20 protein-coding genes and 1 tRNA gene are annotated in these 21,975 nt (G+C 65.7%); 12 read left to right on the plus strand and 9 right to left on the minus strand.

What is annotated here, in order from left to right; genetic code table 11:
* Positions 1-6: 6 nt before the first annotated feature.
* The 5 genes from DIE03_RS26825 to DIE03_RS26845 form a co-directional block, all read right to left on the minus strand.
* Complete coding sequence (locus DIE03_RS26825; protein ID WP_124455318.1) at positions 7-1,218, minus strand: type II secretion system F family protein; 1,212 nt, start codon at positions 1,216-1,218, stop codon at positions 7-9.
* A complete protein-coding gene (locus tag DIE03_RS26830) occupies positions 1,215-2,492 on the minus strand; it encodes a GspE/PulE family protein (RefSeq protein WP_124455319.1) in 1,278 nt (425 codons plus the stop codon). Before DIE03_RS26830 ends, DIE03_RS26825 begins: the two co-directional genes overlap by 4 nt.
* Positions 2,493-2,575: 83 nt before the next feature.
* On the minus strand, positions 2,576-3,868 hold the full coding sequence (locus tag DIE03_RS26835; protein WP_124455320.1) for an HlyC/CorC family transporter: 1,293 nt from the start codon (positions 3,866-3,868) through the stop codon (positions 2,576-2,578).
* A 142-nt stretch (positions 3,869-4,010) separates the two neighbouring features.
* Positions 4,011-4,087 (minus strand) — tRNA-Pro (locus tag DIE03_RS26840).
* A gap of 148 nt (positions 4,088-4,235) precedes the next feature.
* Entirely contained in the window at positions 4,236-5,231 is a 996-nt protein-coding gene (locus DIE03_RS26845; protein WP_069247066.1) for a polyprenyl synthetase family protein, read from the minus strand.
* Positions 5,232-5,441: 210 nt separating this feature from the next.
* Between DIE03_RS26845 and rplU the strand changes: the two genes are divergently transcribed.
* The 4 genes from rplU (at position 5,442) to proB (ending at position 8,550) form a co-directional block, all read left to right on the plus strand.
* Entirely contained in the window at positions 5,442-5,753 is a 312-nt protein-coding gene (gene rplU, locus DIE03_RS26850; RefSeq protein ID WP_006025184.1) for a 50S ribosomal protein L21, read from the plus strand.
* A gap of 24 nt (positions 5,754-5,777) precedes the next feature.
* Positions 5,778-6,041 (plus strand): 50S ribosomal protein L27, encoded by a 264-nt coding sequence (gene rpmA, locus DIE03_RS26855; protein WP_006476999.1) that lies wholly within the window; start codon positions 5,778-5,780, stop codon positions 6,039-6,041.
* Positions 6,042-6,228: 187 nt separating this feature from the next.
* Complete coding sequence (obgE, locus tag DIE03_RS26860; protein ID WP_124455321.1) at positions 6,229-7,341, plus strand: Obg family GTPase CgtA; 1,113 nt, start codon at positions 6,229-6,231, stop codon at positions 7,339-7,341.
* 90 nt (positions 7,342-7,431) lie between these two features.
* Positions 7,432-8,550 carry a glutamate 5-kinase gene (gene proB, locus DIE03_RS26865; protein WP_124455322.1) on the plus strand — a complete coding sequence of 373 codons (1,119 nt, stop codon included), beginning with the start codon at positions 7,432-7,434 and terminating at the stop codon, positions 8,548-8,550.
* Between the two features lie 106 nt (positions 8,551-8,656).
* Here proB and DIE03_RS26870 read toward each other — a convergent pair whose 3' ends face one another.
* Both DIE03_RS26870 and DIE03_RS26875 read right to left on the minus strand, forming a co-directional pair.
* Positions 8,657-9,265, minus strand: coding sequence for a CNP1-like family protein (locus DIE03_RS26870; RefSeq protein ID WP_124455323.1), 609 nt, complete (start codon positions 9,263-9,265; stop codon positions 8,657-8,659).
* 13 nt (positions 9,266-9,278) lie between these two features.
* Positions 9,279-9,926 carry an RNA pyrophosphohydrolase gene (locus tag DIE03_RS26875; protein ID WP_124455324.1) on the minus strand — a complete coding sequence of 216 codons (648 nt, stop codon included), beginning with the start codon at positions 9,924-9,926 and terminating at the stop codon, positions 9,279-9,281.
* A gap of 228 nt (positions 9,927-10,154) precedes the next feature.
* Here DIE03_RS26875 and DIE03_RS26885 point away from each other — a divergent pair, with 228 nt between their 5' ends.
* Both DIE03_RS26885 and DIE03_RS26890 read left to right on the plus strand, forming a co-directional pair.
* Positions 10,155-11,891 (plus strand): proline--tRNA ligase, encoded by a 1,737-nt coding sequence (locus DIE03_RS26885; RefSeq protein WP_124455325.1) that lies wholly within the window; start codon positions 10,155-10,157, stop codon positions 11,889-11,891.
* Between the two features lie 21 nt (positions 11,892-11,912).
* Positions 11,913-12,515, plus strand: coding sequence for a MarC family protein (locus tag DIE03_RS26890; protein WP_047899741.1), 603 nt, complete (start codon positions 11,913-11,915; stop codon positions 12,513-12,515).
* A gap of 92 nt (positions 12,516-12,607) precedes the next feature.
* Here DIE03_RS26890 and DIE03_RS26895 read toward each other — a convergent pair whose 3' ends face one another.
* Together DIE03_RS26895 and ffh are read right to left on the minus strand one after the other, a co-directional pair.
* Positions 12,608-13,159: a hypoxanthine-guanine phosphoribosyltransferase gene (locus DIE03_RS26895; protein WP_124455326.1), complete on the minus strand. Its 552-nt coding sequence runs from the start codon at positions 13,157-13,159 to the stop codon at positions 12,608-12,610.
* A 94-nt stretch (positions 13,160-13,253) separates the two neighbouring features.
* On the minus strand, positions 13,254-14,621 hold the full coding sequence (gene ffh / locus DIE03_RS26900; RefSeq protein WP_124455327.1) for a signal recognition particle protein: 1,368 nt from the start codon (positions 14,619-14,621) through the stop codon (positions 13,254-13,256).
* An 89-nt stretch (positions 14,622-14,710) separates the two neighbouring features.
* Between ffh and DIE03_RS26905 the strand changes: the two genes are divergently transcribed.
* The 6 genes from DIE03_RS26905 (at position 14,711) to DIE03_RS26940 (ending at position 21,957) form a co-directional block, all read left to right on the plus strand.
* Positions 14,711-15,604 carry an inner membrane protein YpjD gene (locus DIE03_RS26905; protein ID WP_059236271.1) on the plus strand — a complete coding sequence of 298 codons (894 nt, stop codon included), beginning with the start codon at positions 14,711-14,713 and terminating at the stop codon, positions 15,602-15,604.
* Positions 15,605-15,617: 13 nt separating this feature from the next.
* Entirely contained in the window at positions 15,618-15,935 is a 318-nt protein-coding gene (locus DIE03_RS26910; RefSeq protein WP_124455328.1) for a PP0621 family protein, read from the plus strand.
* Positions 15,932-16,522 (plus strand): 1,6-anhydro-N-acetylmuramyl-L-alanine amidase AmpD, encoded by a 591-nt coding sequence (gene ampD, locus DIE03_RS26915; protein WP_124455329.1) that lies wholly within the window; start codon positions 15,932-15,934, stop codon positions 16,520-16,522. Before DIE03_RS26910 ends, ampD begins: the two co-directional genes overlap by 4 nt.
* Before the next feature lie 451 nt (positions 16,523-16,973).
* The gene (locus DIE03_RS26925) at positions 16,974-19,970 is read left to right on the plus strand and encodes a ribonucleoside-diphosphate reductase subunit alpha (protein ID WP_124455331.1); all 2,997 of its coding nucleotides are present in this window, start codon (positions 16,974-16,976) and stop codon (positions 19,968-19,970) included.
* A 365-nt stretch (positions 19,971-20,335) separates the two neighbouring features.
* Positions 20,336-21,547: a ribonucleotide-diphosphate reductase subunit beta gene (locus tag DIE03_RS26935; protein ID WP_014898151.1), complete on the plus strand. Its 1,212-nt coding sequence runs from the start codon at positions 20,336-20,338 to the stop codon at positions 21,545-21,547.
* An 83-nt stretch (positions 21,548-21,630) separates the two neighbouring features.
* Entirely contained in the window at positions 21,631-21,957 is a 327-nt protein-coding gene (locus DIE03_RS26940; protein ID WP_124455333.1) for a hypothetical protein, read from the plus strand.
* Positions 21,958-21,975: the final 18 nt, after the last annotated feature.

Genomic DNA, 21,975 nt, shown 5'->3' on the forward strand with positions numbered 1-21,975 from the left:
GCGATGCTACACCACGTTGCCGAGCTGAAGGATGGGCAGGTACATCGCGATCACGAGGCCGCCGACGAGTGCGCCCAGGACGATCACGATCAGCGGTTCGCCGAGCGCCGCGAGCGCATCGAGACGCGCGTCGAGCTGGCGTTCGCACAGCGCGGCGATGTCGGCGAGCATCGTATCGAGCGCGCCGGTTTCCTCGGCGACGGCGATCGGCTGGACGACGTCGTCCGGAAAGCAGCCGGCCGACTGCATCGCATCGGCGAGACGCGCGCCGCGCAACACGCGTGCCGCGATGTGCGCGGTGGCGTGCGCGAACACCGGATGGCCGGCCGTCCGCTCGAGCGTGGCGAAGGCGTCGGCGAGCGGCACGCCGGCGCCGAGCAGCGTCGCGAGCGAACGGCACCAGCGTGCGGCCGCATACCGTTCGAGCGCGCTGCCTGCCAGCGGGGCATGCAGCAGGCGCCGCGCGACCGCATGGCGCAACGGCGCCGACCGTCGAAGCGCGTGATGCGCGGCAAGCGCTGCTGCCGCCGTGCCGGCGGTGAGCACGCCGCCCCACGCCGACAGCGCGGAGGAGAGCGCGAGCAGGGCGCGGGTCGGTGCCGGCAGGGCGGCACCGAAGCCGTCGAAGATCTGCCGGAACGTCGGCACGACCCACACCATCAATGCCGCCGAGATCGCGAGCGCGAACAGGATGACGGCGGCCGGATACGCGAGGGCGGCCCGCAGCTTGCGCCATTGCGCATCGGCGCGCTCGCGGTGTTCCGCGACACGTGTCAGCACGATGCCGAGCGAGCCGGACGCCTCGCCGACTTCGATCAACTGGCGGTACAGCGTGCCGAACTGCGACGGATAGCGTGCGAGTGCCTCGGCGAAGCGCCGGCCGCCGACGATTTCCCGCGCGAGGCCCGCGGCGATGCGCGGCAGGCCGTCGTGCGACCGTGTACGCGAGAGCATTTCGAGCGACGGTGCAAGCGGCAGCCCGGCCTGCAACAGGCTCGCGAGCTGGCGCGTGAAACGCGTGATCTCCCGGGCGCCGGCCGCCGGCGGCCGGGCCGGCCCGCGGACGTCGAGCGACAGCACCGCGATGCCGTCACGCGCGAGTGTGGCACGCGCGGCTGCGGCGTCGAAGGCGATGACCGTGCCGCGGCGCGGTGTGCCGTCGCGACGGCGGCCGCGCCAGGCGAAGCGGGTTTCGCGCGGCGGCGTGGGCATGCTCATGCCGCGGGCGTGGCGGCGACGGCTTCCGCGATGCTCGTCGTGCCGTCCCGCACGCGGGCGAATGCCGCGTCTCGCAGGTTGCGCACGCCGTCGGCCGCCGCGCATTGCGCGAGCTCGCCGACGCTTGCCCGTGCGACGATGCGCTCCGCCAGTTCCGGCGAGACCGGCATCGTCTGATGCAGCCCGATGCGGCCGCGATAGCCGATCCCGTGACAGGCGGTGCAGCCGCGTGCGACGAACGGCCGCCATCCGCCTGCCAGGGCCGCCGGGTCGCAGCCGGCTTCCTGCAGCACGCGCGCCGATGCGTCCGAAGGGACACGGCACGCGACGCACAGGCGCCGGACCAGGCGCTGCGCGGTGACGAGCTGCAGCGCGGCCGCGAGGTTGTACGGCGCGACGCCGATGTCGAGCATCCGCGCGATGGCGGCCGGCGCGTCGTTCGTGTGCAGCGTCGACAGCACGAGATGGCCGGTCTGCGCGGCCTTGATCGCGACGTCTGCCGTTTCCGCATCGCGTATCTCGCCGACCATGATGATGTCCGGATCCTGCCGCAACAGCGCACGCAGCGCCGTCGCGAACGTGAGCCCGGCCTTGTCGGCGACGCCGACCTGGTTGATCCCGTCGAGCTGGATCTCGGCGGGGTCCTCGACCGTGCACACGTTGTGTGCGTCGCGATCGAGCATCTGCAGTGCGCAGTACAGCGACAGCGTCTTGCCGCTGCCGGTCGGGCCCGTGACGAGCACGAGGCCGTGCGGTGCGCGTATCGCGGCCTCCATCGCGGCGGCCTGCTGCGTGTCGAAGCCGAGACGGGCGAGCGTGAGATCGGCCGGCAGCGTTTCGAGGCGCCGCAGCACGAGCTTTTCGCCGAACAGCGTGGGCAGCGAACTGACGCGATAGTCGCCGCGCGTGCCGCCGTCGATCGCGATGCGCAGCCTGCCGTCCTGCGGGAGCCGCCGTTCGGCGATGTCCATGCGCGCGAGCACCTTGATTCGCGTGACGAGCGCGTCGCGCAGGTGCACGGGCGGTCGCGCATGCTCGTGCAGCACGCCGTCGATGCGCAGGCGGATGCGCCAGCCGGTTTCGAACGGTTCGACGTGGATGTCGGATGCGTCGCGCACGCGTGCCGCGTGCAGCGTGTCCGTCAGCAGCCGCACGGCCGGTGCATCGTCGAGCTGGGCCGCATCGAGTGCATGAGGCGCGGCGGCAGGCGGCGCGTCGGAGCGGGCGGGCGACGACTGCGTGTGCAGCGGCGCCCCGGGAGGAGGGAAATGCATGTGAGCCGGCACGCTGGCCGCCTGTTGACCGTGACATGCAGATGGTCGCGCGTCGCGGGCGGCGCCGGCAGTCGGCCGTTCGGCTATCGGCCGGTGGCGCGTGCGGTGCGCGAGCCGCGCGGCTTGAAGAGCTTGACCGTGCGCACGGCCTGGTCGTCGCTGCGCATCACCTCGAGCATCACGTCGCCGATCTTCAGGCACACGTCGTCTTCCGGAATTTCCTCGAGGATTTCGAGCACCAGTCCGTTCAGCGTCTTCGGCCCGTCGGTCGGCAGCTTCAGGTGCAGCCAGCGGTTCAGTTCGCGCAGCGGCATGCTGGCCGACACGATGCATTCGCCGTTCTCGTCCCAGCCGCCCGCGCGTTCGCTGCGCGGCATCGACGTCGTGAATTCGCCGATCAGTTCCTCGATGATGTCTTCGGGCGTGACGAGTCCTTCGAGCTCGCCATACTCGTTGACGACGAGCGCGGTTCGCTGCCGCGTTTCCTGGAAGAACTGGAGCTGCTGGACCACCGGCGTGCCCGACGGCACGTAGTACGGCTCGGCGAGCAGCGTGCGCAGCGTCTCGCGGTCGAACTCCTGGTTGTGCAGCGCGGTGAGGGTCTTGCGCACATGCAGCACGCCGAGCACCTTGTCGATGTCGCCTTCGTAGACGACGAGCCGGTTGTGATAGCAGGTCTCGAGCTGGTGCAGGACGTCGTCGAGCGGCGCGTAGAAGTTGAGCGACTCGATCTGGCGGCGCGGCACCATCACGTCGTCGACCGTGATGTTCTCGAGGTCGAACAGGTTGAGCAGGATGCTGCGGTGCTTGGTCGGCATGAAGCTGCTCGACTCGAGCACGATGGCGCGCAGCTCGTCGGCCGACATCCGCTGGTCGCGGCCCTTCTTCGTGTTGATGCGCAGCACCCACAGCACGCCGTTCGCGAGCGCGTTGACGAACCAGACGACCGGCTTGAACACGCGCATCAGCGGCGCGATCACGAGGCTCGCGGGCAGTGCGATGCGTTCGGGGAAGGTCGCGCCGACGATCTTCGGCGCGATTTCCGCGAACACGATGATCAGGAACGCGACGATGCCGGTCGCGATCGACAGCGCGACGTTGTTGCGGCCGAACGTATGCAGCGCGAGCGACGTCGTCAGGACCGGGATGATCGTGTTGAACAGGTTGTTGCCGATCAGGATCACGCTGAGCAGCAGGTCAGTGCGCGTGAGCAGGCCTTGCGTGGTTTTCGCGCCGAGTGCGCCCTGGCCGGCGAGATGCTTCAGCCGATGGCGGTTGAGCGCCATCATCGCGGTTTCGGAAATCGAAAAGAAGCTGGAACAGAGGAGAAGCAGGAAGACGGCGCCGATTTGCGCCCATAAGGGAATTTGGTCCACGCGTCGGAATGGGCAGTGAAGGACAGGGATGGAGGAAATATAGCAGAGGCCGGCGACGGCGATGTGTCGTGCGCGACACGAGGGGCCTGCGGCGGCCGGGCAAAAAAAAACCGCGCACATGGTGCACGGTTTTTTAAAAATCTGGTCGGGGTGAGAGGATTCGAACCTCCGGCCTCTACGTCCCGAACGTAGCGCTCTACCAGGCTAAGCTACACCCCGATTTCTGCTCTTCGGACTTCGCCGTCTTCGTGAAGATTTCTGCGTCGTCTCAAGCAAGAACGTAACTATAACGATGTTTTTTCTAAAAGGGAATACTTTGATGAAGAAAATTTTCGGGACAAGGCATCGCTTCCTGTTTGCCGCGTGTTTACGACTGCCGCGACGTCGAGTACGAGCACAGCCCGAGCAGGCTTTCCTTGTAGATCGAATCGGGGAACGCGGCAATCGCCGCTGCTGCCGCCTGCGCTTCCTGGCGTGCGCATTCGAGCGTGTGGTCGAGCGCGCCTGAGCGCGTGATCGCCTCGAAGATCGTGTCGAAGCGATCGGTGCCGCCCTGTTCGATCGCCTCGCGCGCCAGCGCCGACTGCTCGGGCGTGCCGCGTTCGATCAGATAGATGAGCGGCAGCGTCGGCTTGCCTTCGCGCAGGTCGTCGCCGGCATTCTTGCCCATGGCCTCGACGGTGCCCGCGTAGTCGAGCCAGTCGTCCATGATCTGGAACGCGGTGCCGATCCGGCGGCCGTATTCGGCGGCGGCGGCTTCGGTCGGCGCATCGGCGCCCGCGAGCACCGCGCCCAGGCGGGCCGACGCCTCGAACAGCTTCGCCGTCTTGTAGCGGATCACCTGCATGTAGCGCGTTTCGTCGACGTCCGCGTCGTGCATGTTGAGGAGCTGCAGCACCTCGCCTTCCGAAATGATCGTCGTCGCTTCGGACAGGATCTCCATCACGCGCATCTTGCCGACACCGACCATCATCTCGAACGAGCGCGAGTAGAGGTAATCGCCTACCAGCACGCTCGCCGCGTTGCCGAACAGCGCATTGGCGGTCTGGCGGCCGCGGCGCAGCTCGGATTCGTCGACGACGTCGTCATGCAGCAGCGTGGCCGTGTGGATGAACTCGACGACGGCGGCCAGCACGTGCCGCTGGTGCGACGTTTCGCCGAGCGCGCCGGCGACGAGCAGCAGCAACGCCGGACGCAGCCGCTTGCCGCCCGCGCCGATGATGTACTCGGCGATCTGGTTGATCAGCAGCACGTCGGACGCGAGGCTTTGCCGGATAACGCGATTCACCTGCTCCATGTCGCTGGTGATCGGGGCGAGCAGGTGGGCGGCGCTGAGGGTGGGGGAGGCGGTGGACGACGACATGATGATGGAATTGGGTGATGCGGCGGATTATAAGTCGAATCCGCGAAATCCCGGTCTGTCAGACGTGCCGGCACTGCGATTTTGGCCGTCCGGCCAGGGCCCGCGCGCGGCAATCGTCGATCGGTTTTGACTTCGGTGCTAACCCCATGTATAATCACGTGTTTTCCGCGCGTGGTGTGCGGAAAAATTGGATCCAGAGTGAGGTTCTCAATGTACGCGGTCATAAAAACCGGCGGCAAGCAGTACAAGGTTGCCGTTGGCGAAAAACTCAAAGTAGAACAGATACCGGCTGACATTGACGCTGAAATCACGCTCGACCAGGTTCTCGCAGTGGGCGAAGGCGAATCGATTAAGTTCGGTACGCCGCTGGTCAGTGGGGCTTCCGTCAAGGCCACCGTTGTGTCGCACGGTCGTCATGCCAAGGTCACCATCTTCAAGATGCGTCGCCGGAAGCACTACCAAAAGCATGGCGGCCACCGCCAGAACTACACTGAGCTGCGCATCGACGCGATCAACGCGTAAGCGCCTCGGTTAAGGAGCAATCAGATGGCACACAAAAAGGCAGGCGGCTCTTCCCGGAACGGCCGCGACTCCGAGTCGAAACGTCTCGGCGTGAAAGTGTACGGCGGCCAGGCAATCAATGCCGGCGGCATCATCGTGCGTCAGCGCGGTACGCGTATGCACGCAGGCGAGAACGTCGGCATGGGCAAGGATCACACCCTGTTCGCGCTGGTCGACGGTCACGTCAAGTTCGCGACGAAGGGCGCGGACAAGAAGCATCTGGTCATCGTCGTCCCGGCGGCTGCCTAAGTCAGGCACCCACGGGCTTCGTAGCCGAAAGGCCCCGCAGTCTTCGCGGGGCCTTTTTTTATTTGGTCGCCGGGCGCAGGTGCGTGCCGGCGACCCTCGCGCAACCGGCGCACGATCGGCCGAATGGCAGATTGTTCAAGCGTGCCGGCGCGCGGCACAATAGCGGAAATACTGGGCGGAGTGACGAATGAAGTTCATTGACGAAGCACGAATCGAAGTCATCGCCGGCGACGGAGGCGATGGCAGCGCGTCGATGCGCCGCGAGAAGTTCGTCCCGTTCGGCGGGCCGGACGGCGGCGACGGCGGCCGGGGCGGTAGCGTCTACGCGATCGCCGACCGCAACATCAACACGCTGATCGACTACCGATACGCGAAGAAGCATCTCGCGCGCAACGGCGAAAACGGCCGCGGCTCGGATTGCTACGGCAAAGGCGGCGACGACGTCACGCTGCGCATGCCGGTCGGCACGATCATCACCGACATGGATACCGGCGAGCTGATCGCCGACCTGACCGAGCACGACCAGCAGGTGATGCTTGCCCAGGGCGGCTCCGGCGGCCTCGGCAACCTGCATTTCAAGTCGAGCACGAACCGTGCGCCGCGCCAGAAGACGGACGGCAAGCCGGGCGAGCGGCGCATGCTGAAGCTCGAGCTGAAGGTGCTCGCCGACGTCGGCCTGCTCGGCATGCCGAACGCAGGCAAGTCGACGTTCATCTCGTCGGTGTCGAATGCGCGGCCGAAGATCGCCGACTACCCGTTCACGACGCTCGCGCCGAATCTCGGCGTGGTGCGCGTCGGCCCGAGCAAGAGCTTCGTGATCGCCGACATCCCGGGGCTGATCGAGGGCGCGGCGGAAGGCGCGGGCCTTGGCCACCAGTTCCTGCGCCACCTGCAGCGGACCGGCGTGCTGCTGCATCTGGTCGATCTCGCACCGTTCGACGAAAGCGTCGATCCGGTCGCGGAAGCGACCGCGATCGTCGGCGAGCTGCGCAAGTACGACGAGGCGCTGTACGAGAAACCGCGCTGGCTCGTGCTCAACAAACTGGACATGGTGCCGGAAGACGAGCGCGAGGCGCGCGTCGCCGATTTCCTCGATCGTTTCGGCTGGGACGGCCCCGTGTTCGAGATTTCGGCGTTGACGGGCCAGGGCTGCGAAGCGCTGTGCTACGCGATCTACGATTACCTGTCCGAACATTCGGACGCTCACCGTGCGGCGGAGGCGGAAGATCTCGCGGCGGACGTGCGTTTCCGCGATGCGCCGCCGGCAGACGGCGGTGCGACGCCGGGCGACGACGCCTGAGCGGTTCCTGAACGCGCCGGGCGTGCCGTCCGGCGCCGGCGTTCAATCGCGCCCGGCCGGGCAGGCATCAGATACAGGAGACAGTGCAGGATGCGTTCGATCATCGCGGATTCGAAGCGATTGGTGGTGAAGGTGGGTTCCAGCCTCGTGACCAACGACGGCAAGGGGCTCGATCATGCTGCAATCGGCCGCTGGGCAGCCCAGATCGCCGCGTTGCGCGCGCAGGGCAAGGAAGTCGTGCTCGTCAGTTCGGGTGCGATTGCCGAAGGGATGCAGCGGCTCGGCTGGAGCAAGCGGCCGCGGGAAATCGACGAGTTGCAGGCTGCTGCGGCGGTCGGTCAGATGGGGCTCGCGCAGGTCTATGAGAGCCGCTTCACCGAGCACGACATCCGCACCGCGCAGATCCTGCTCACGCATGCCGACCTGGCCGATCGCGAGCGCTACCTGAATGCGCGTTCGACGCTGCTCACGCTGCTGCGGCTCGGTGTCGTGCCGATCATCAACGAGAACGACACGGTCGTCACCGACGAAATCAAGTTCGGCGACAACGACACGCTCGGCGCGCTCGTCGCGAACCTGATCGAAGGCGATGCGCTGATCATCCTGACCGACCAGACCGGGCTGTTCACGGCCGATCCGCGCAAGGACCCGAACGCGACGCTCGTCGCCGAGGCCAATGCCGGCGCGCCGGAGCTCGAGGCGATGGCCGGCGGCGCCGGTTCGAGCCTCGGTCGCGGCGGGATGCTGACGAAGATCCTCGCGGCGAAGCGCGCGGCACACAGCGGCGCGAATACCGTGATCGCGAGCGGCCGCGAGCCGGACGTGCTCGTTCGCCTGGCGGCCGGCGAGGCGATCGGCACGCAGCTGATCGCGCGCACCGCGCGGATGGCGGCACGCAAGCAATGGATGGCCGACCATCTGCAGGTGCGCGGCCATGTCGTGATCGATGCCGGCGCGGTCGAGAAGCTGACGGCCGGCGGCAAGAGCCTGCTGCCGATCGGCGTGATCGACGTGCAGGGCGCGTTCGCGCGCGGCGAGGTGATCGCGTGCGTCGGCCCTGACGGGCGCGAAGTGGCGCGCGGGCTCACGAACTACAGCAGCGCGGAAACGAAACTGATTCACCGCAAGCCGAGCGGTGAGATCGAGACTGTGCTTGGCTACATGCTGGAACCCGAACTGATCCACCGCGACAACCTCGTGCTCGTCTGATCGCCGGCCACGGTATCGGCAGTTCAGGCAGTCCGACAAAAAAGCCCGCGCGATGCGGGCTTTCTTATTGCGGCGGGACGATGCGGGCCACCCGCATCGTGTGTCGTCAGCGCAGCTGCGTCATCGCGGTGCGATGGAACCGGATGTTTTCCAGGATCTGCCGGGTCGAGCCTTGCGGCATCTTGTTCGAGCAGAAGTAGTCCTGATAGAGCGCGGAGTGGTAGGCGTTCAGCTCGCCGTTCTCGATGCGCCGCCAGTCGTTCTCGACCGTACGATCCCAGCCGTCGTGGTCCGAGTTCAGGCCGGCGTACTGGCGCCATTCGTAGGTGTCGCAGCGGATGCCTTCGTAGTTCACGTTGCGTGCGCCGGCCGGGCTCGTGATGACGACCGCGTAGCGCACGACGCCATCGGTGCCGACGTCGAGCGATTTCGCATCGACGAAGAACTTGAGCGGCGTGTTCTGCGACACGTTGAACGGCAGCAGGTCGCCCGTTTGCGGCAGCGGCGGCAGCGTGTCGACCGTGTTTTCCTTCCAGGTCCCTTGGCGGTCGAGCAGGTACACGAATTCGCTGTCGTCCTTGTTGGACGGCGCTTTCGAATTCGCGCAGCCGGCCAGGGCAGCCATCGCGGCGATCGATGCGAGCGCGAGAGCAATCGCTTTCAATATGCATTCCTCGTAAAAAAAGGGCGCGACACCAAGGTCGCGCCCGGTCATGCAGTCCGACTCGTCATTTGCCGACGATCACGTGGGGCGGCATCTCGTCGAGCGTGCTCGCCTCCACTTCGATCTCCGAACAGACTACCGATGCGTCGACAATCGTCAGCGTCTGCTGGGCCTGTACGCCAATGACGCGTGGATAGCGCGACATTCGCGGCCCGCGCGGCTTCTCGGCTCGCTGCGCCGGGCGGCGCAGGAAGCGCGACAGTTCCGTCAGCGCCAACTGATAGACATCCCGCTTGAACTCGATCACCGCATCGAGCGGTACCCAGTACTCGTTCCAGCGCCACGCATCGAACTCCGGGTGGTCGGTCGCGCGCAAGCAAATGTCGCAATCGCGTCCAACCATCCGCAGCAGGAACCAGATCTGCTTCTGGCCGCGGTAATGACCGCGTACTTCGCGTTTGATGAACTTGTCAGGCACCTCGTAACGCAACCAGTCGCGAGTGCGGCCGATTATCTTGACGTGTTCCGGATGCAGGCCCGTCTCCTCGTGCAGTTCCCGGTACATCGCCTGCATGGGGGTCTCGCCGTACTTGATCCCACCTTGAGGAAACTGCCAGGAATGCTCGCGGAGCCGCTTGCCCCAAAACACCTCGTTGCGCGCGTTCAAGAGGATGATGCCGACGTTCGGGCGAAAGCCTTCACGATCCAGCATACAACCACCTTCGAATCCTTTAAAATTGCTTTGATTATAAACAGATAACGGGCGCTGCGCACCGTGACGGAGCGAATCCGCGCGGGGTGCACCGGCTGAATTGTCCCTGATTAGTCTGCTAAGTCATCTGCGCCATCGTCGTCCCTCGTTGTTCGCCGCGCGCAGCTTTTTCACCTTGAAACTTTTTCGGGCGCCCCGCCTGGGGGCGCCGTTTTTGGAACCGTCCGCATGAAAGCTTCCCGTTTCTTTATCGGCACCCTGAAAGAAGCTCCCGCCGACGCAGAGATCGTCAGCCACAAGCTGATGGTCCGCGCCGGCATGATCCGTCGCGTCGCCGGCGGCATCTATAACTACCTGCCGGTCGGCCTGCGTTCGATTCGCAAGGTCGAGGCGATCGTGCGCGAGGAAATGAACCGGGCGGGCGCCATCGAGCTGCTGATGCCGGCCGTGCAGCCGGCCGAGCTGTGGCAGGAGTCGGGCCGCTGGGAACAGTACGGCCCCGAGCTTCTGCGCTTCAAGGACCGCAAGGACAACGACTTCGTGATCGGGCCGACGCACGAGGAAGTCATCACCGACATCGCGCGCAACCAGATCAAGAGCTACCGGCAGATGCCGGTGAACTTCTACCAGATCCAGACGAAGTTCCGCGACGAGATCCGTCCGCGCTTCGGCGTGATGCGCGGCCGCGAATTCATCATGAAGGACGCGTATTCGTTCGACAAGGACGCAGCCGGCCTGAACGAGTCGTATCGCAAGATGTACGACGCGTACGTGCGCATCTTCACGCGCCTCGGCCTCGAGTTCCGTGCGGTCGCGGCCGACAGCGGCTCGATCGGCGGCAACTTCTCGCACGAATTCCACGTGATCGCCGATACCGGCGAGGACGCGATCGCCTACTGCCCGACTTCCGAGTTCGCGGCGAACATCGAGGCCGCCGAAGCGCTGCCGCTGACGCCTGAGCGCGCCGCGCCGGCCGAAGCGATGCAAAAGGTCGCGACGCCCGGCAAGGCGAAGTGCGAAGCCGTCGCCGAACTGCTGGCGATCCCGCTCGAGCGCACGATCAAGTCGATCGTGCTCGCGACCGACAACGAAGGCGCCGAGCCGACGATCTGGCTCGTGATGCTGCGCGGCGACCACGACCTGAACGAGATCAAGGTGTCGAAGCTGCCGGGGCTGAAGAACCACCGCTTCGCGACCGAGCAGGAAATCGTCGAGTGGTTCGGCACGCCGCCGGGCTATCTCGGCCCGGTCGGCACGAAGAAGCCGGTGAAGGTGATCGCGGACCGCACGGTCGCGAACATGAGCGATTTCGTCGTCGGCGCGAACGAGGTCGACTATCACATCGCCGGCGTGAACTGGGGCCGCGACCTGCCGGAACCGGACATCGCCGACGTGCGCAACGTGAAGAAGGGCGACGCGTCGCCGGACGGCAAGGGCGTGATCGACATCTGCCGCGGCATCGAAGTCGGCCACGTGTTCCAGCTCGGCACCAAGTACTCGGAAGCGATGGGTGCGACGTTCCTCGATGAGTCGGGCAAGCCGCAGCCGATGCTGATGGGCTGCTACGGCGTCGGCGTCACGCGCATTCTCGGCGCGGCGATCGAACAGAACTTCGACGACAAGGGCATCATCTGGCCCGAGTCGATCGCGCCGTTCGAAGTCGTGCTGTGCCCGATGGGCTACGACCGCAGCGAGATGGTGCGCGAAACGGCCGACAAGCTGTACGCGGAACTCGTCGCGGCCGGCATCGACGTGATCCTCGACGACCGCGGCGAGCGCCCGGGCGTGATGTTCGCCGACTGGGAGCTGATCGGCGTGCCGCACCGTCTCGTGATCGGCGAGCGCGGCCTGAAGGAAGGCAAGATCGAGTACCAGGGCCGCCGCGACGCCGAAGCGACGCTGCTGCCGGCCGACGCGGCTGCGGCGACGGTCGCGGAGAAGATCCGCGCCGCGCTCGCACGCTGAGCACGGCGACCGGGGGACACGATGGAATACACGTTCCTGTCGGCCACCGTGCTCCTGGTGTTGATCACCGATCCGCTCGGCAACATCCCGCTGTTCATTACGGCGATGCGGGATGTGCCGCGCGAGCGGCGCGTGAAGCTGATCCTGCGTGAAGTGGGGATCGCGTTCGTGATCCTGCTGTTCTTCATGGTGGTCGGCGACCGCTTCCTGCGGATGATGAACCTCACCGACCTGTCGTTGCGGCTCGGCGGCGGGATCGTGCTGTTCCTGATCGCGCTGCGGATGATCTTCCCGCACCCGGACGGTGCGCTCGGCAGCGATCCGCGCGCGGGCGGCGAACCGTTCATCGTGCCGCTCGCGATTCCGGCGCTGGCAGGGCCGTCCGCGCTGGCGACGGTCATGCTGCTGACGTCGCAGGCGCCCGGCAAGATGCTCGAATGGGTCGGCGCGCTGACCGTCACGATGATCGTCTGCGCGATCACGCTGGTACTGGCCGAACGGATCCAGCAGTGGCTCGGCGAGCGGACGGTCGCGGCGTTCGAGCGGCTGATGGGCCTCGTGCTCGTCGCGATCTCGGTCGAGATGCTGCTGGCCGGCATCCGCGCGTTCGTGCACCAGCTATAAGGCGGGCATAAGGCAGGCGGCACGCGCACGAAAAAAGCGGCGCTTCGGGAAACCGGAGCGCCGCTTTTCTTATGGGGCGGGCAGGGCGGCGATCAGACCTGGGCGGTCAGCGCGCGGATCGTCGGCAGGTTGCGCCAGTAGCCCTTCGCGTCCATCCCGCAGCCGAACACGTAGCGGTCCGGCACCGAGAAGCCGCAGAAGTCGGGGTGCAGCGGCTTCGCCTTCGCGAGCGTCTTCTCGCACAGCACGGCCGACATGAAGCGCTTCGCGCCCATGTCCAGGATGCGGTCGCGGATCGCGGCCATCGTCTCGCCTTCATCGAGGATGTCGTCGAGCACGAGCACGATGCGGTCCTTCACCGATTCGCGCGGCGCGACGCGCCAGTGCATCTCCGGGCTGCCCTGCGTCGTGTTGCGGTAGCGGGTCAGGTGGATGTAGTCGAATTCGAGCGGGAAATCGAGATGCGGCAGCAGCATCCCGGTAAACACCGCGGCGCCGCCCATCACCGAGAGAACGAGCGGGAACGCGTCGCCGATCTCGGCGCGGATCGCGTCGGCCATCTTGGAGATCGACGCGTTGACGGCATCGGCCGACACGATCTCTTCGGAGTGGTTGAAAATGTGGAGGGCTTCTTCGCGGTTCATGTGTTCTGGCGGGCAGTCGGTATACAAATAAGAATGAAGCAGAACGGCGGGCGCGCGCTACAGCAAAAACCCGCGCGCCGGCCGACGGGCGGAATCAGCGCATGCCGGGCATCATGCCCTTCAGGCCGCGCATCATCTTCTGCATGTTGCCGCCCTTCAGCTTCTTCATCATCGTACGCATCTGGTCGTACTGGTTCAGCATCCGGTTGACTTCCTGCACCGGCACGCCCGCGCCGGCTGCAATGCGGCGCTTGCGCGTCGCCTTGATGATTTCGGGTTTCGCGCGCTCGGCGGGCGTCATCGAGCTGATGATGCCTTCCATCCGGCGGATCGACTTCTCGGCCTGGCCCATGTCGGCGCCGGCGGCCGCCTGCTGGAACTGCGCGGGGAGTTTATCCATCAGCGACGACAGGCCGCCCATGTTCTTCATCTGCGAGATCTGCGCGCGGAAATCGTTCAGGTCGAAGTCGCCGCCTTTCTTGACCTTGTCGGCGAGCTTCTGCGCGGCCTGCACGTCGACGCCGCGCTGGGCTTCCTCGACGAGCGCGAGGATGTCGCCCATGCCGAGGATCCGGTTCGCCATCCGGTCGGGGTGGAACACTTCCAGGCCGTCGAGCTTCTCGGCGACACCGACGAACTTGATCGGCTTGCCCGTGATGTGACGCACCGACAGTGCGGCACCGCCGCGCGAGTCGCCGTCGAGCTTGGTCAGCACGACGCCGGTGAGCGGCAGCGTGTCGTTGAACGCCTTCGCGGTATTGACCGCATCCTGGCCGAGCATCGCGTCGACGACGAACAGCGTTTCGGCCGGCTTCAGCGTGCCGTGCAGCGCGGCGATTTCCTGCATCATCGCCTCGTCGATACCGAGGCGGCCGGCCGTGTCGACGATCAGCACGTCATGGTAGTGGCGCTTCGCCCAGTCGACGGCCGCGACGGCGATGTCGACGGGCTTCTGGTCGGGCGTGGACGGGAAGAAGTCGGCGCCGACCTGTTCGCTCACCGTTTTCAGCTGCATGATCGCGGCCGGGCGATACACGTCGCACGACACCGTCAGCACCTTCTTCTTGTACTTCTCGCGCAGCAGCTTCGCGAGCTTGCCGGCGGTCGTGGTCTTGCCCGCGCCCTGCAGGCCGGCCATCAGGATCACAGCGGGCGGCGTGACCGCGAGGTTCAGCTCGGCGGCCTTGCCTTCGTAGTCGCCGCCGATCACGGCGGTCAGTTCCTTCTGGACCACGCCGACGAGCGCCTGGCCCGGCGACAGGCTGCTGATCACTTCTTCGCCGAGCGCCTTTTCCTTGACCTTGGCGATGAATTCGCGGACGACCGGCAGCGAGACGTCGGCCTCCAGCAGCGCGAGACGCACCTCGCGGAGCATCTCCTGGGTGTTCGCCTCGGTGAGCCGGGCTTCGCCGCGCAGCGTCTTGACGACGCGCGCCATCCGTTGGGTGAGATTGTCGAGCATGGGGAGCGTTGGACAGTGGGGCCCGAAGGCGCGGCGGAACCGAACAAAGGGAGCCGTCGCGGGAAGGGGGCCTAGTGTAAACTTCGAACATGGATATTGTACTGTATGCCCTCACCGCATTCCTGTACGGCGGCCTCGCCGTCGCAGGCTGGCGCACGCATCGCCAGGGCGCGACGCCGCTCGTCGCGAGCGTGCCGGCCGTGCCGGTTCCCGCGTCCGCCGCGTCCGGGATGAGCGGGGCCGGCCGCGCGCTGCTGTTCGCCGCGCTCGTCGCGCACGGCGTGCTGCTCCACATGACGATCTTTCCGAACGACTCGATGGTGTTCGGCTTCGCGTTCGCGCTGTCCGCGATGTTCTGGCTCGGCGCCGGCATCTACTGGATCGAGAGTTTCTTCTTCCCGCTCGACAGCCTGCGCCTGCTGGTCCTGCCGCTCGCGTGCGGCGCGTCGCTGCTGCCGCTCGTGTTCGGCGGCGTGCGGGTGCTTCCTTATGCCGCAGCGCCGCTGTTCAAGCTGCACTTCCTGATCGCGAACATCGCGTACGGCCTGTTCGCGATCGCCGCGCTGCATGCGGTCCTGATGCTGATGGTCGAGCGGCGGCTGCAGTCGCTGAGGAGCGGCGGGCGCGACGGCTCGACGGGCTGGATCGCGAGCTGGCTCGAAACGCTGCCGCCGCTGCTCACGCTCGAGAAGCTGCTGTTCCGCCTGATCGGTGCCGGCTTCGTGCTGCTCACGCTGACGCTCGCGTCGGGCATCCTGTTCAGCGAGCAGGTCGACGCGCGCGCGCTGCGCCTCGACCACAAGACCGTGTTCGCGATCCTGTCGTGGCTGATGTTCGGCGGCCTGCTGGTCGCGCGCAAGACGTCGGGCTGGCGCGGCCGCGGCGCCGCGCGCTGGGTGCTCGTGTCGTTCGCCGCGCTGCTGCTCGCGTATGTCGGCAGCCGGTTCGTTTTCGAGGTGCTGCTGCACCGTTCCGTGGTTTGAACGCAGGTTTCCGATGCGACAGATTCTTCTCCTGATCCTTCTCTTCTTCGCGGGTTCGTGGCTCGCGCGCAAGCTGCGCCAGGCGCAGGAGCACGCGCAGGCGCGCACCGGCCGCGGCGCCGGCTACGACGGCGCGCCCGGCGCCGGCGGTCCCGGCGCGGCCCGTCCGAACGGCGAAGCGCGCTCGCTGCCCGAGCCGATGGTGCGCTGTGCCGAATGCGGCGTGCATGCGCCGAAGGGCGATGCGATCGCCGCGGGCGGCGACTACTTCTGCAGCGCCGAGCACGCGCAGCGCCACGCCGCGCGCGCAAGCGGTCACGACGCGCGATGAGCGACGCGCCGGTGCTGTCGGTCGATGCGAACGGCTGGGTGCGCGAAGCGCGCCATGCGCCGTCGCCGAACTTCGAGGTGCGGCCCGCGGGTGCGGTGCCGACGCTCGTGGTCGTCCACAACATCAGCCTGCCGCCCGGTGAATTCGGCGGCGACGCGATCGAGTCGCTGTTCCTCAATCGCCTCGACTGCGATGCGCACCCTTATTACCAGAGCCACCTGCGCGGCGTGCGTGTCTCCGCGCACTTCCTGATCCGCCGCGGCGGCGAACTCGTGCAGTTCGTGTCGTGCGACGAGCGCGCATGGCACGCGGGTTCGTCCGAGTTCTTCGGCCGCACGCGCTGCAACGACTTCTCGATCGGCATCGAGCTCGAAGGCGCGGACGACGTGCCGTTCGACGACGCGCAATACGCGGTCCTGGCCGCGCTCTCCCGCACGCTCGCCGAGCACTATCCGGTCGACGCGTTCGCCGGGCACTCGGACGTCGCGCCGGGCCGCAAGACCGACCCCGGCCCGCACTTCGATTGGCAACGCTTCGCGAGCGATGCCGGGTTTTCCGCCGAATACTTTCCTTTCCGTCAGCACTGATCGCGGGGTTTTTTGAGCGGAGAAAGTTTTTTCTCCGACCAATGCCTTGTCGTGTCTGCGCGTGCGCGATGTCAAGACCTTCATCGCAAATTATCCGTTTTGACCTCGTCCGAATGTCCACTATACTTGGTGCCAGTTGAGTAGTTCTGTACTAGATATAGTGTGTGCCGCAGGGGAAACCCGAGCGGCACCGGCCGGCGGGCAACGCCGGCGGACAGGGTTCTCAGGGCGGCGCGCCAGGCCGGGCGGTCCGGGCGTCGCGATCAGCGCAGCGAACATCGACGGGGCAGGGTAGACATGACGAAGCACACGACCGGCCAGGTTGTCGCGCATCGACCGAACCGGCTTCCCCGGCGCATCGCTCGCCTCTTACCGCTCGCGCACCGCATTGCGCAGCGTTCGTTTTAATCCGCGGTTCTCTCCGCACCATCCAACACCAGGAGCTTTGCACATGCAAACCACCGACAACGCGACGTCCCAGTACGAGAGCGCCTCGAGCCGTCCGCTCGGCGGGACCGAACAGGGCGCGAAGGCGCTCGCGCCGCAGGCCACGTTCGCCGACTACAAGGTGATCCGCCGCAACGGCAGCGTGGTGTCGTTCGAACCTTCGAAGATCGCGATCGCGGTGACCAAGGCTTTCCTGGCCGTCAACGGCGGGCAGGGCGCGGCATCGGCACGCGTGCGCGAGCAAGTCGAACAGCTGACGCACAACGTCGTGCGCGCACTCGTGCGCAGCCGCCCGAACGGCGGTACGTTCCATATCGAAGACATCCAGGACCAGGTCGAACTCGCGCTGATGCGCGGCGGCGAGCACAACGTCGCGCGTGCGTACGTGCTGTACCGCGAGAAGCGCCACCTCGAGCGCCAGCATGCGGGCGAGGAAGCAGCGGCAGCGGGCGGCGAGGCGAGCACCGGCATCAACGTCGTCGACAACGGCGTCACGCGCCCGCTCGACCTGAACGCGCTGCGTGCGTTGATCGTGTCGGCATGCGACGGCCTCGGCGCTGCGGTTAACCCTGACCCGATCGTCGCGGAAACGGTGAAGAACCTGTACGACGGCGTGCCGATGAGCCAGGTCTACGACTCGGCGATCCTCGCAGCGCGCACGATGATCGAAAAGGATCCGGCATACAGCCAGGTCACGGCCCGCATCCTGCTGCACACGATCCGTCGCGAGATCCTCGGCGAGGAAGTCGTGCAGGCCGAGATGCCGGCCCGCTACGCCGAATACTTCCCGCAGTTCCTGAAGCGCGGCGTCGACGCCGGCCTGCTCGACGACAAGCTGCTGCAGTTCGACCTGAAGCGCCTCGGCGAAGCGCTCGACGCGAACCGCGACCTGCAGTTCGGCTACCTCGGCCTGCAGACGCTGTACGACCGCTACTTCCTGCACGTCGAAGGCGCGCGCATCGAAATGCCGCAGGCATTCTTCATGCGCGTCGCGATGGGCCTGTCGCTGAACGAGATCGACCGCGAAACGCGCGCGATCGAGTTCTACAACGTGCTGTCGAGCTTCGACTTCATGAGCTCGACGCCGACGCTGTTCAATTCGGGCACGCACCGCTCGCAGCTGTCGTCGTGCTACCTGACGACGGTCGCGGACGATCTCGACGGCATCTATGAAGCGCTGAAGGAAAACGCGCTGCTGTCGAAGTTCGCCGGCGGCCTCGGCAACGACTGGACGCGCGTGCGTGCACTCGGCTCGCATATCAAGGGCACGAACGGCAAGTCGCAAGGCGTGGTCCCGTTCCTGAAGGTCGTGAACGACACGGCCGTCGCGGTGAACCAGGGCGGCAAGCGCAAGGGCGCGGTCTGCGCGTACCTCGAATCGTGGCACCTGGACATCGAGGAGTTCCTCGAGCTGCGCAAGAACACCGGTGACGACCGTCGCCGTACGCACGACATGAACACGGCGAACTGGATTCCCGACCTGTTCATGAAGCGCGTGATGGAAGGTGGCGACTGGACGCTGTTCTCGCCGTCGACCTGCCCGGACCTGCACGACAAGTTCGGCGCCGATTTCGAGAAGGCTTACACGGCTTACGAAGACAAGGTCGCGCGCGGCGAGATCAAGCTGTTCAAGAAGGTCCCGGCGGCGCAGCTCTGGCGCAAGATGCTCGGCATGCTGTTCGAGACGGGCCACCCGTGGATCACGTTCAAGGATCCGTGCAACGTGCGCTCGCCGCAGCAGCACGTCGGCGTCGTCCACTCGTCGAACCTGTGCACGGAAATCACGCTGAACACGAGCGACACCGAAATCGCGGTGTGCAACCTCGGCTCGGTGAACCTGGTCGCCCACCTGGTGAAGCAGGCCGACGGCAGCTACGCGCTCGACCACGACAAGCTGAAGCGCACGATCAGCGTCGCGATGCGCATGCTCGACAACGTGATCGACATCAACTACTACGCGGTGCCGAAGGCGCGTAACTCGAACCTGAAGCACCGCCCGGTCGGCATGGGCATCATGGGCTTCCAGGACTGCCTGCACCTGCTGCGTACGCCGTACGCGTCGGAAGCGGCGGTCGAGTTCGCCGACCGTTCGATGGAAGCCGTCTGCTACTACGCGTATCACGCGTCGACCGAACTGGCCGAGGAGCGCGGCCGCTACTCGAGCTACCGCGGCTCGCTGTGGGATCGCGGCATCCTCCCGCAGGACACGCTGAAGCTGCTGGCCGAAGCGCGTGGCGGCTACGTCGAGGTCGACACGTCGGAATCGCTCGACTGGACGACGCTGCGTGCGCGGATCGCCACGCACGGCATGCGCAACTCGAACTGCGTCGCGATCGCGCCAACGGCGACGATCTCGAACATCATCGGCGTGTCGGCATGCATCGAGCCGACCTTCCAGAACCTGTACGTGAAGTCGAACCTGTCGGGCGAATTCACGGTGGTGAACGAGTACCTCGTTCGCGACCTGAAGGAACGCGGCCTGTGGGACGAAGTGATGGTCGCCGACCTGAAGTACTTCGACGGCATGCTGTCGCGCATCGACCGCATCCCGGCCGACCTGCGCGCGATCTACGCGACCGCGTTCGAAGTCGACCCGACGTGGCTGGTCGAAGCGGCATCGCGTCGCCAGAAGTGGATCGACCAGGCGCAGTCGCTGAACATCTACATGGGCGGCGCGTCGGGCAAGAAGCTCGACGAGGTCTACAAGCTCGCATGGCTGCGCGGCCTGAAGACGACCTACTACCTCCGCACGATGGCGGCGACGCACGTCGAGAAGTCGACGGTCGCACACGGCGCGCTGAACGCAGTGCCGACGGGTGGCGGCTCGAGCAGCGGCGGCGCGCAAGGCGCAGCCGGCGGCTTCGGCGCGGCAGGCGGTGCGGCATCGTCGTCGGGTGCAGTCGACGCGGCATCGGCGCTCGCGCCGGTCGAGGCCGACGGTCCGGTGTGCACGATGCGTCCGGGCGATCCGGGCTTCGACGAGTGCGAAGCGTGCCAGTAACGCAGTGCGCCTGACCTGAGAAGCAGGCAACGGCGGCGCACACGACGACCGATCGAGGTTGAAGTGTGCGCCGCTCTCAACTAAAAAAATGATAAGGAATCTGTAACGCGGCACCTGCGTTGCAGGCAGTGACAAGCGATCGAAACATCCCCGACGACGTCGCGTTTCGATCAGCGTTCGATGCGTCGAGCGCACCTCGCGATACAAGCGCGACTCACATCGCGCGCTGCATGAACGACGATGCGTTGCTCAAAGTGTTGTATCGAGGTCGCAACGCGAATCGAAAAAAGGATTTTTCGTGAGCGAACCCTTTTATCGCTCAGGAAAAGATGGTACAAACCGTTCTAAATTGATGGTGAGAATTTATGCTCAACTGGGATGACGAGAAGACTGCCGTAACCCCCGCGAGCGGAGCGCAGCAAAACGCGATGCGCACCTCCGCCGGGATGGCTGTCGGAATGCAGGCTGCAACGCCTGCCGCCCATCAGGTCCGTGACATTTTCGAAGGCGATCTTGCGGTGCCGCCGCAAGCATCGGCTGTTCCCGCCGGCGGTTCGGAAGCGCGGGTCAATGTCGCCGACAAGCGCATCATCAACGGCCAGACTGACGTCAATCAGCTGGTGCCGTTCAAGTACAAGTGGGCGTGGGAAAAGTATCTGGCCGGTTGCGCGAACCACTGGATGCCGCAGGAAATCAACATGTCCCGCGACATCGCACTGTGGAAGGACCCGAACGGTCTGACCGAGGACGAGCGCCGCATCGTGAAGCGCAACCTCGGCTTCTTCGTGACGGCCGATTCGCTCGCGGCGAACAACATCGTGCTCGGCACGTACCGCCACATCACGGCGCCCGAGTGCCGGCAGTTCCTGCTGCGCCAGGCGTTCGAGGAAGCGATCCACACGCACGCGTACCAATATATTGTCGAATCGCTCGGTCTCGACGAAGGCGAGATCTTCAACGCGTACCACGAGGTCACGTCGATCCGCGCGAAGGACGAATTCCTGATCCCGTTCATCCACACGCTGACGGATCCGGCCTTCAAGACCGGCACGCTCGAAGCGGACCAGAAGCTGCTGAAGTCGCTGATCGTGTTCGCCTGCATCATGGAAGGCCTGTTCTTCTATGTCGGGTTCACGCAGATCCTCGCACTCGGCCGCCAGAACAAGATGACGGGTGCTGCAGAGCAATATCAGTACATCCTGCGCGACGAGTCGATGCACTGCAATTTCGGCATCGACCTGATCAACCAGATCAAGCTCGAGAATCCGCATCTCTGGACCGCGGAATTCCGCGCCGAGATCCGCGAGCTGTTCAAGCAGGCTGTCGAACTCGAGTACCGCTACGCCGAGGACACGATGCCGCGCGGCGTGCTGGGCCTGAACGCGTCGATGTTCAAGAGCTATCTGCGCTTCATCAGCAACCGCCGTTGCCAGCAGATCGGCCTCGACCCGCTGTATCCGAACGAGGAAAACCCGTTCCCGTGGATGAGCGAGATGATCGACCTGAAGAAGGAACGCAACTTCTTCGAGACGCGTGTGATCGAGTATCAGACGGGGGGCGCGCTGTCCTGGGAATAACCCGCAGCAGCGAACCCGTCACATGATGTGAGCAGCCGGTGGCCTCTCGGCCCCGGCCCAAGGTTTAGGAGCAAGAACGCCTGATGCAAAGCATGCCCGGTGCCTTAACGGCCCAACGATACGACAGGCACTTTGCGAACCCTTCAGTGGGATGGGCAAACTTCCCTCCGGATAAAGCGGACGGCCGTGTGGCGGTCCGCTTGATCAAGCGATTAGGGGTAGCGGCGCGAGGTGCGCCGGCTACCGACTTGATTTGGCGCGCGAGGCCAAGTGGTCACGCGCGCCATACCGTATTCATTAGCGTAAGCGCGTGGTATCCGCGTACGCCGATGAATAGCCCGCTTCGAAGCGCACGTCCTGAACAGCGTCCGCGGGAAGCGGGTTTTGACGAAGGGTGTAGTTTGAACTGACTCTCATCTGAACCTGAA

The sequence above is a fragment of the Burkholderia sp. Bp8992 genome (assembly GCF_003853705.1).
Lineage (GTDB): Bacteria > Pseudomonadota > Gammaproteobacteria > Burkholderiales > Burkholderiaceae > Burkholderia.

What these genes read in the sequence shown, in the direction of transcription:
- DIE03_RS26825 (WP_124455318.1), bottom strand. Translation starts at nt 1,218, where the DNA reads ATGAGCATGCCCACGCCGCCGCGCGAAACCCGCTTCGCCTGGCGCGGC.
- DIE03_RS26830 (WP_124455319.1), bottom strand. Translation starts at nt 2,492, where the DNA reads ATGCATTTCCCTCCTCCCGGGGCGCCGCTGCACACGCAGTCGTCGCCC.
- DIE03_RS26845 (WP_069247066.1), bottom strand. Translation starts at nt 5,231, where the DNA reads ATGTCGTCGTCCACCGCCTCCCCCACCCTCAGCGCCGCCCACCTGCTC.
- rplU (WP_006025184.1), top strand. Translation starts at nt 5,442, where the DNA reads ATGTACGCGGTCATAAAAACCGGCGGCAAGCAGTACAAGGTTGCCGTT.
- rpmA (WP_006476999.1), top strand. Translation starts at nt 5,778, where the DNA reads ATGGCACACAAAAAGGCAGGCGGCTCTTCCCGGAACGGCCGCGACTCC.
- obgE (WP_124455321.1), top strand. Translation starts at nt 6,229, where the DNA reads ATGAAGTTCATTGACGAAGCACGAATCGAAGTCATCGCCGGCGACGGA.
- proB (WP_124455322.1), top strand. Translation starts at nt 7,432, where the DNA reads ATGCGTTCGATCATCGCGGATTCGAAGCGATTGGTGGTGAAGGTGGGT.
- DIE03_RS26870 (WP_124455323.1), bottom strand. Translation starts at nt 9,265, where the DNA reads ATGACCGGGCGCGACCTTGGTGTCGCGCCCTTTTTTTACGAGGAATGC.
- DIE03_RS26875 (WP_124455324.1), bottom strand. Translation starts at nt 9,926, where the DNA reads ATGCTGGATCGTGAAGGCTTTCGCCCGAACGTCGGCATCATCCTCTTG.
- DIE03_RS26885 (WP_124455325.1), top strand. Translation starts at nt 10,155, where the DNA reads ATGAAAGCTTCCCGTTTCTTTATCGGCACCCTGAAAGAAGCTCCCGCC.
- DIE03_RS26890 (WP_047899741.1), top strand. Translation starts at nt 11,913, where the DNA reads ATGGAATACACGTTCCTGTCGGCCACCGTGCTCCTGGTGTTGATCACC.
- DIE03_RS26895 (WP_124455326.1), bottom strand. Translation starts at nt 13,159, where the DNA reads ATGAACCGCGAAGAAGCCCTCCACATTTTCAACCACTCCGAAGAGATC.
- ffh (WP_124455327.1), bottom strand. Translation starts at nt 14,621, where the DNA reads ATGCTCGACAATCTCACCCAACGGATGGCGCGCGTCGTCAAGACGCTG.
- DIE03_RS26905 (WP_059236271.1), top strand. Translation starts at nt 14,711, where the DNA reads ATGGATATTGTACTGTATGCCCTCACCGCATTCCTGTACGGCGGCCTC.
- DIE03_RS26910 (WP_124455328.1), top strand. Translation starts at nt 15,618, where the DNA reads ATGCGACAGATTCTTCTCCTGATCCTTCTCTTCTTCGCGGGTTCGTGG.
- ampD (WP_124455329.1), top strand. Translation starts at nt 15,932, where the DNA reads ATGAGCGACGCGCCGGTGCTGTCGGTCGATGCGAACGGCTGGGTGCGC.
- DIE03_RS26925 (WP_124455331.1), top strand. Translation starts at nt 16,974, where the DNA reads ATGCAAACCACCGACAACGCGACGTCCCAGTACGAGAGCGCCTCGAGC.
- DIE03_RS26935 (WP_014898151.1), top strand. Translation starts at nt 20,336, where the DNA reads ATGCTCAACTGGGATGACGAGAAGACTGCCGTAACCCCCGCGAGCGGA.
- DIE03_RS26940 (WP_124455333.1), top strand. Translation starts at nt 21,631, where the DNA reads ATGCAAAGCATGCCCGGTGCCTTAACGGCCCAACGATACGACAGGCAC.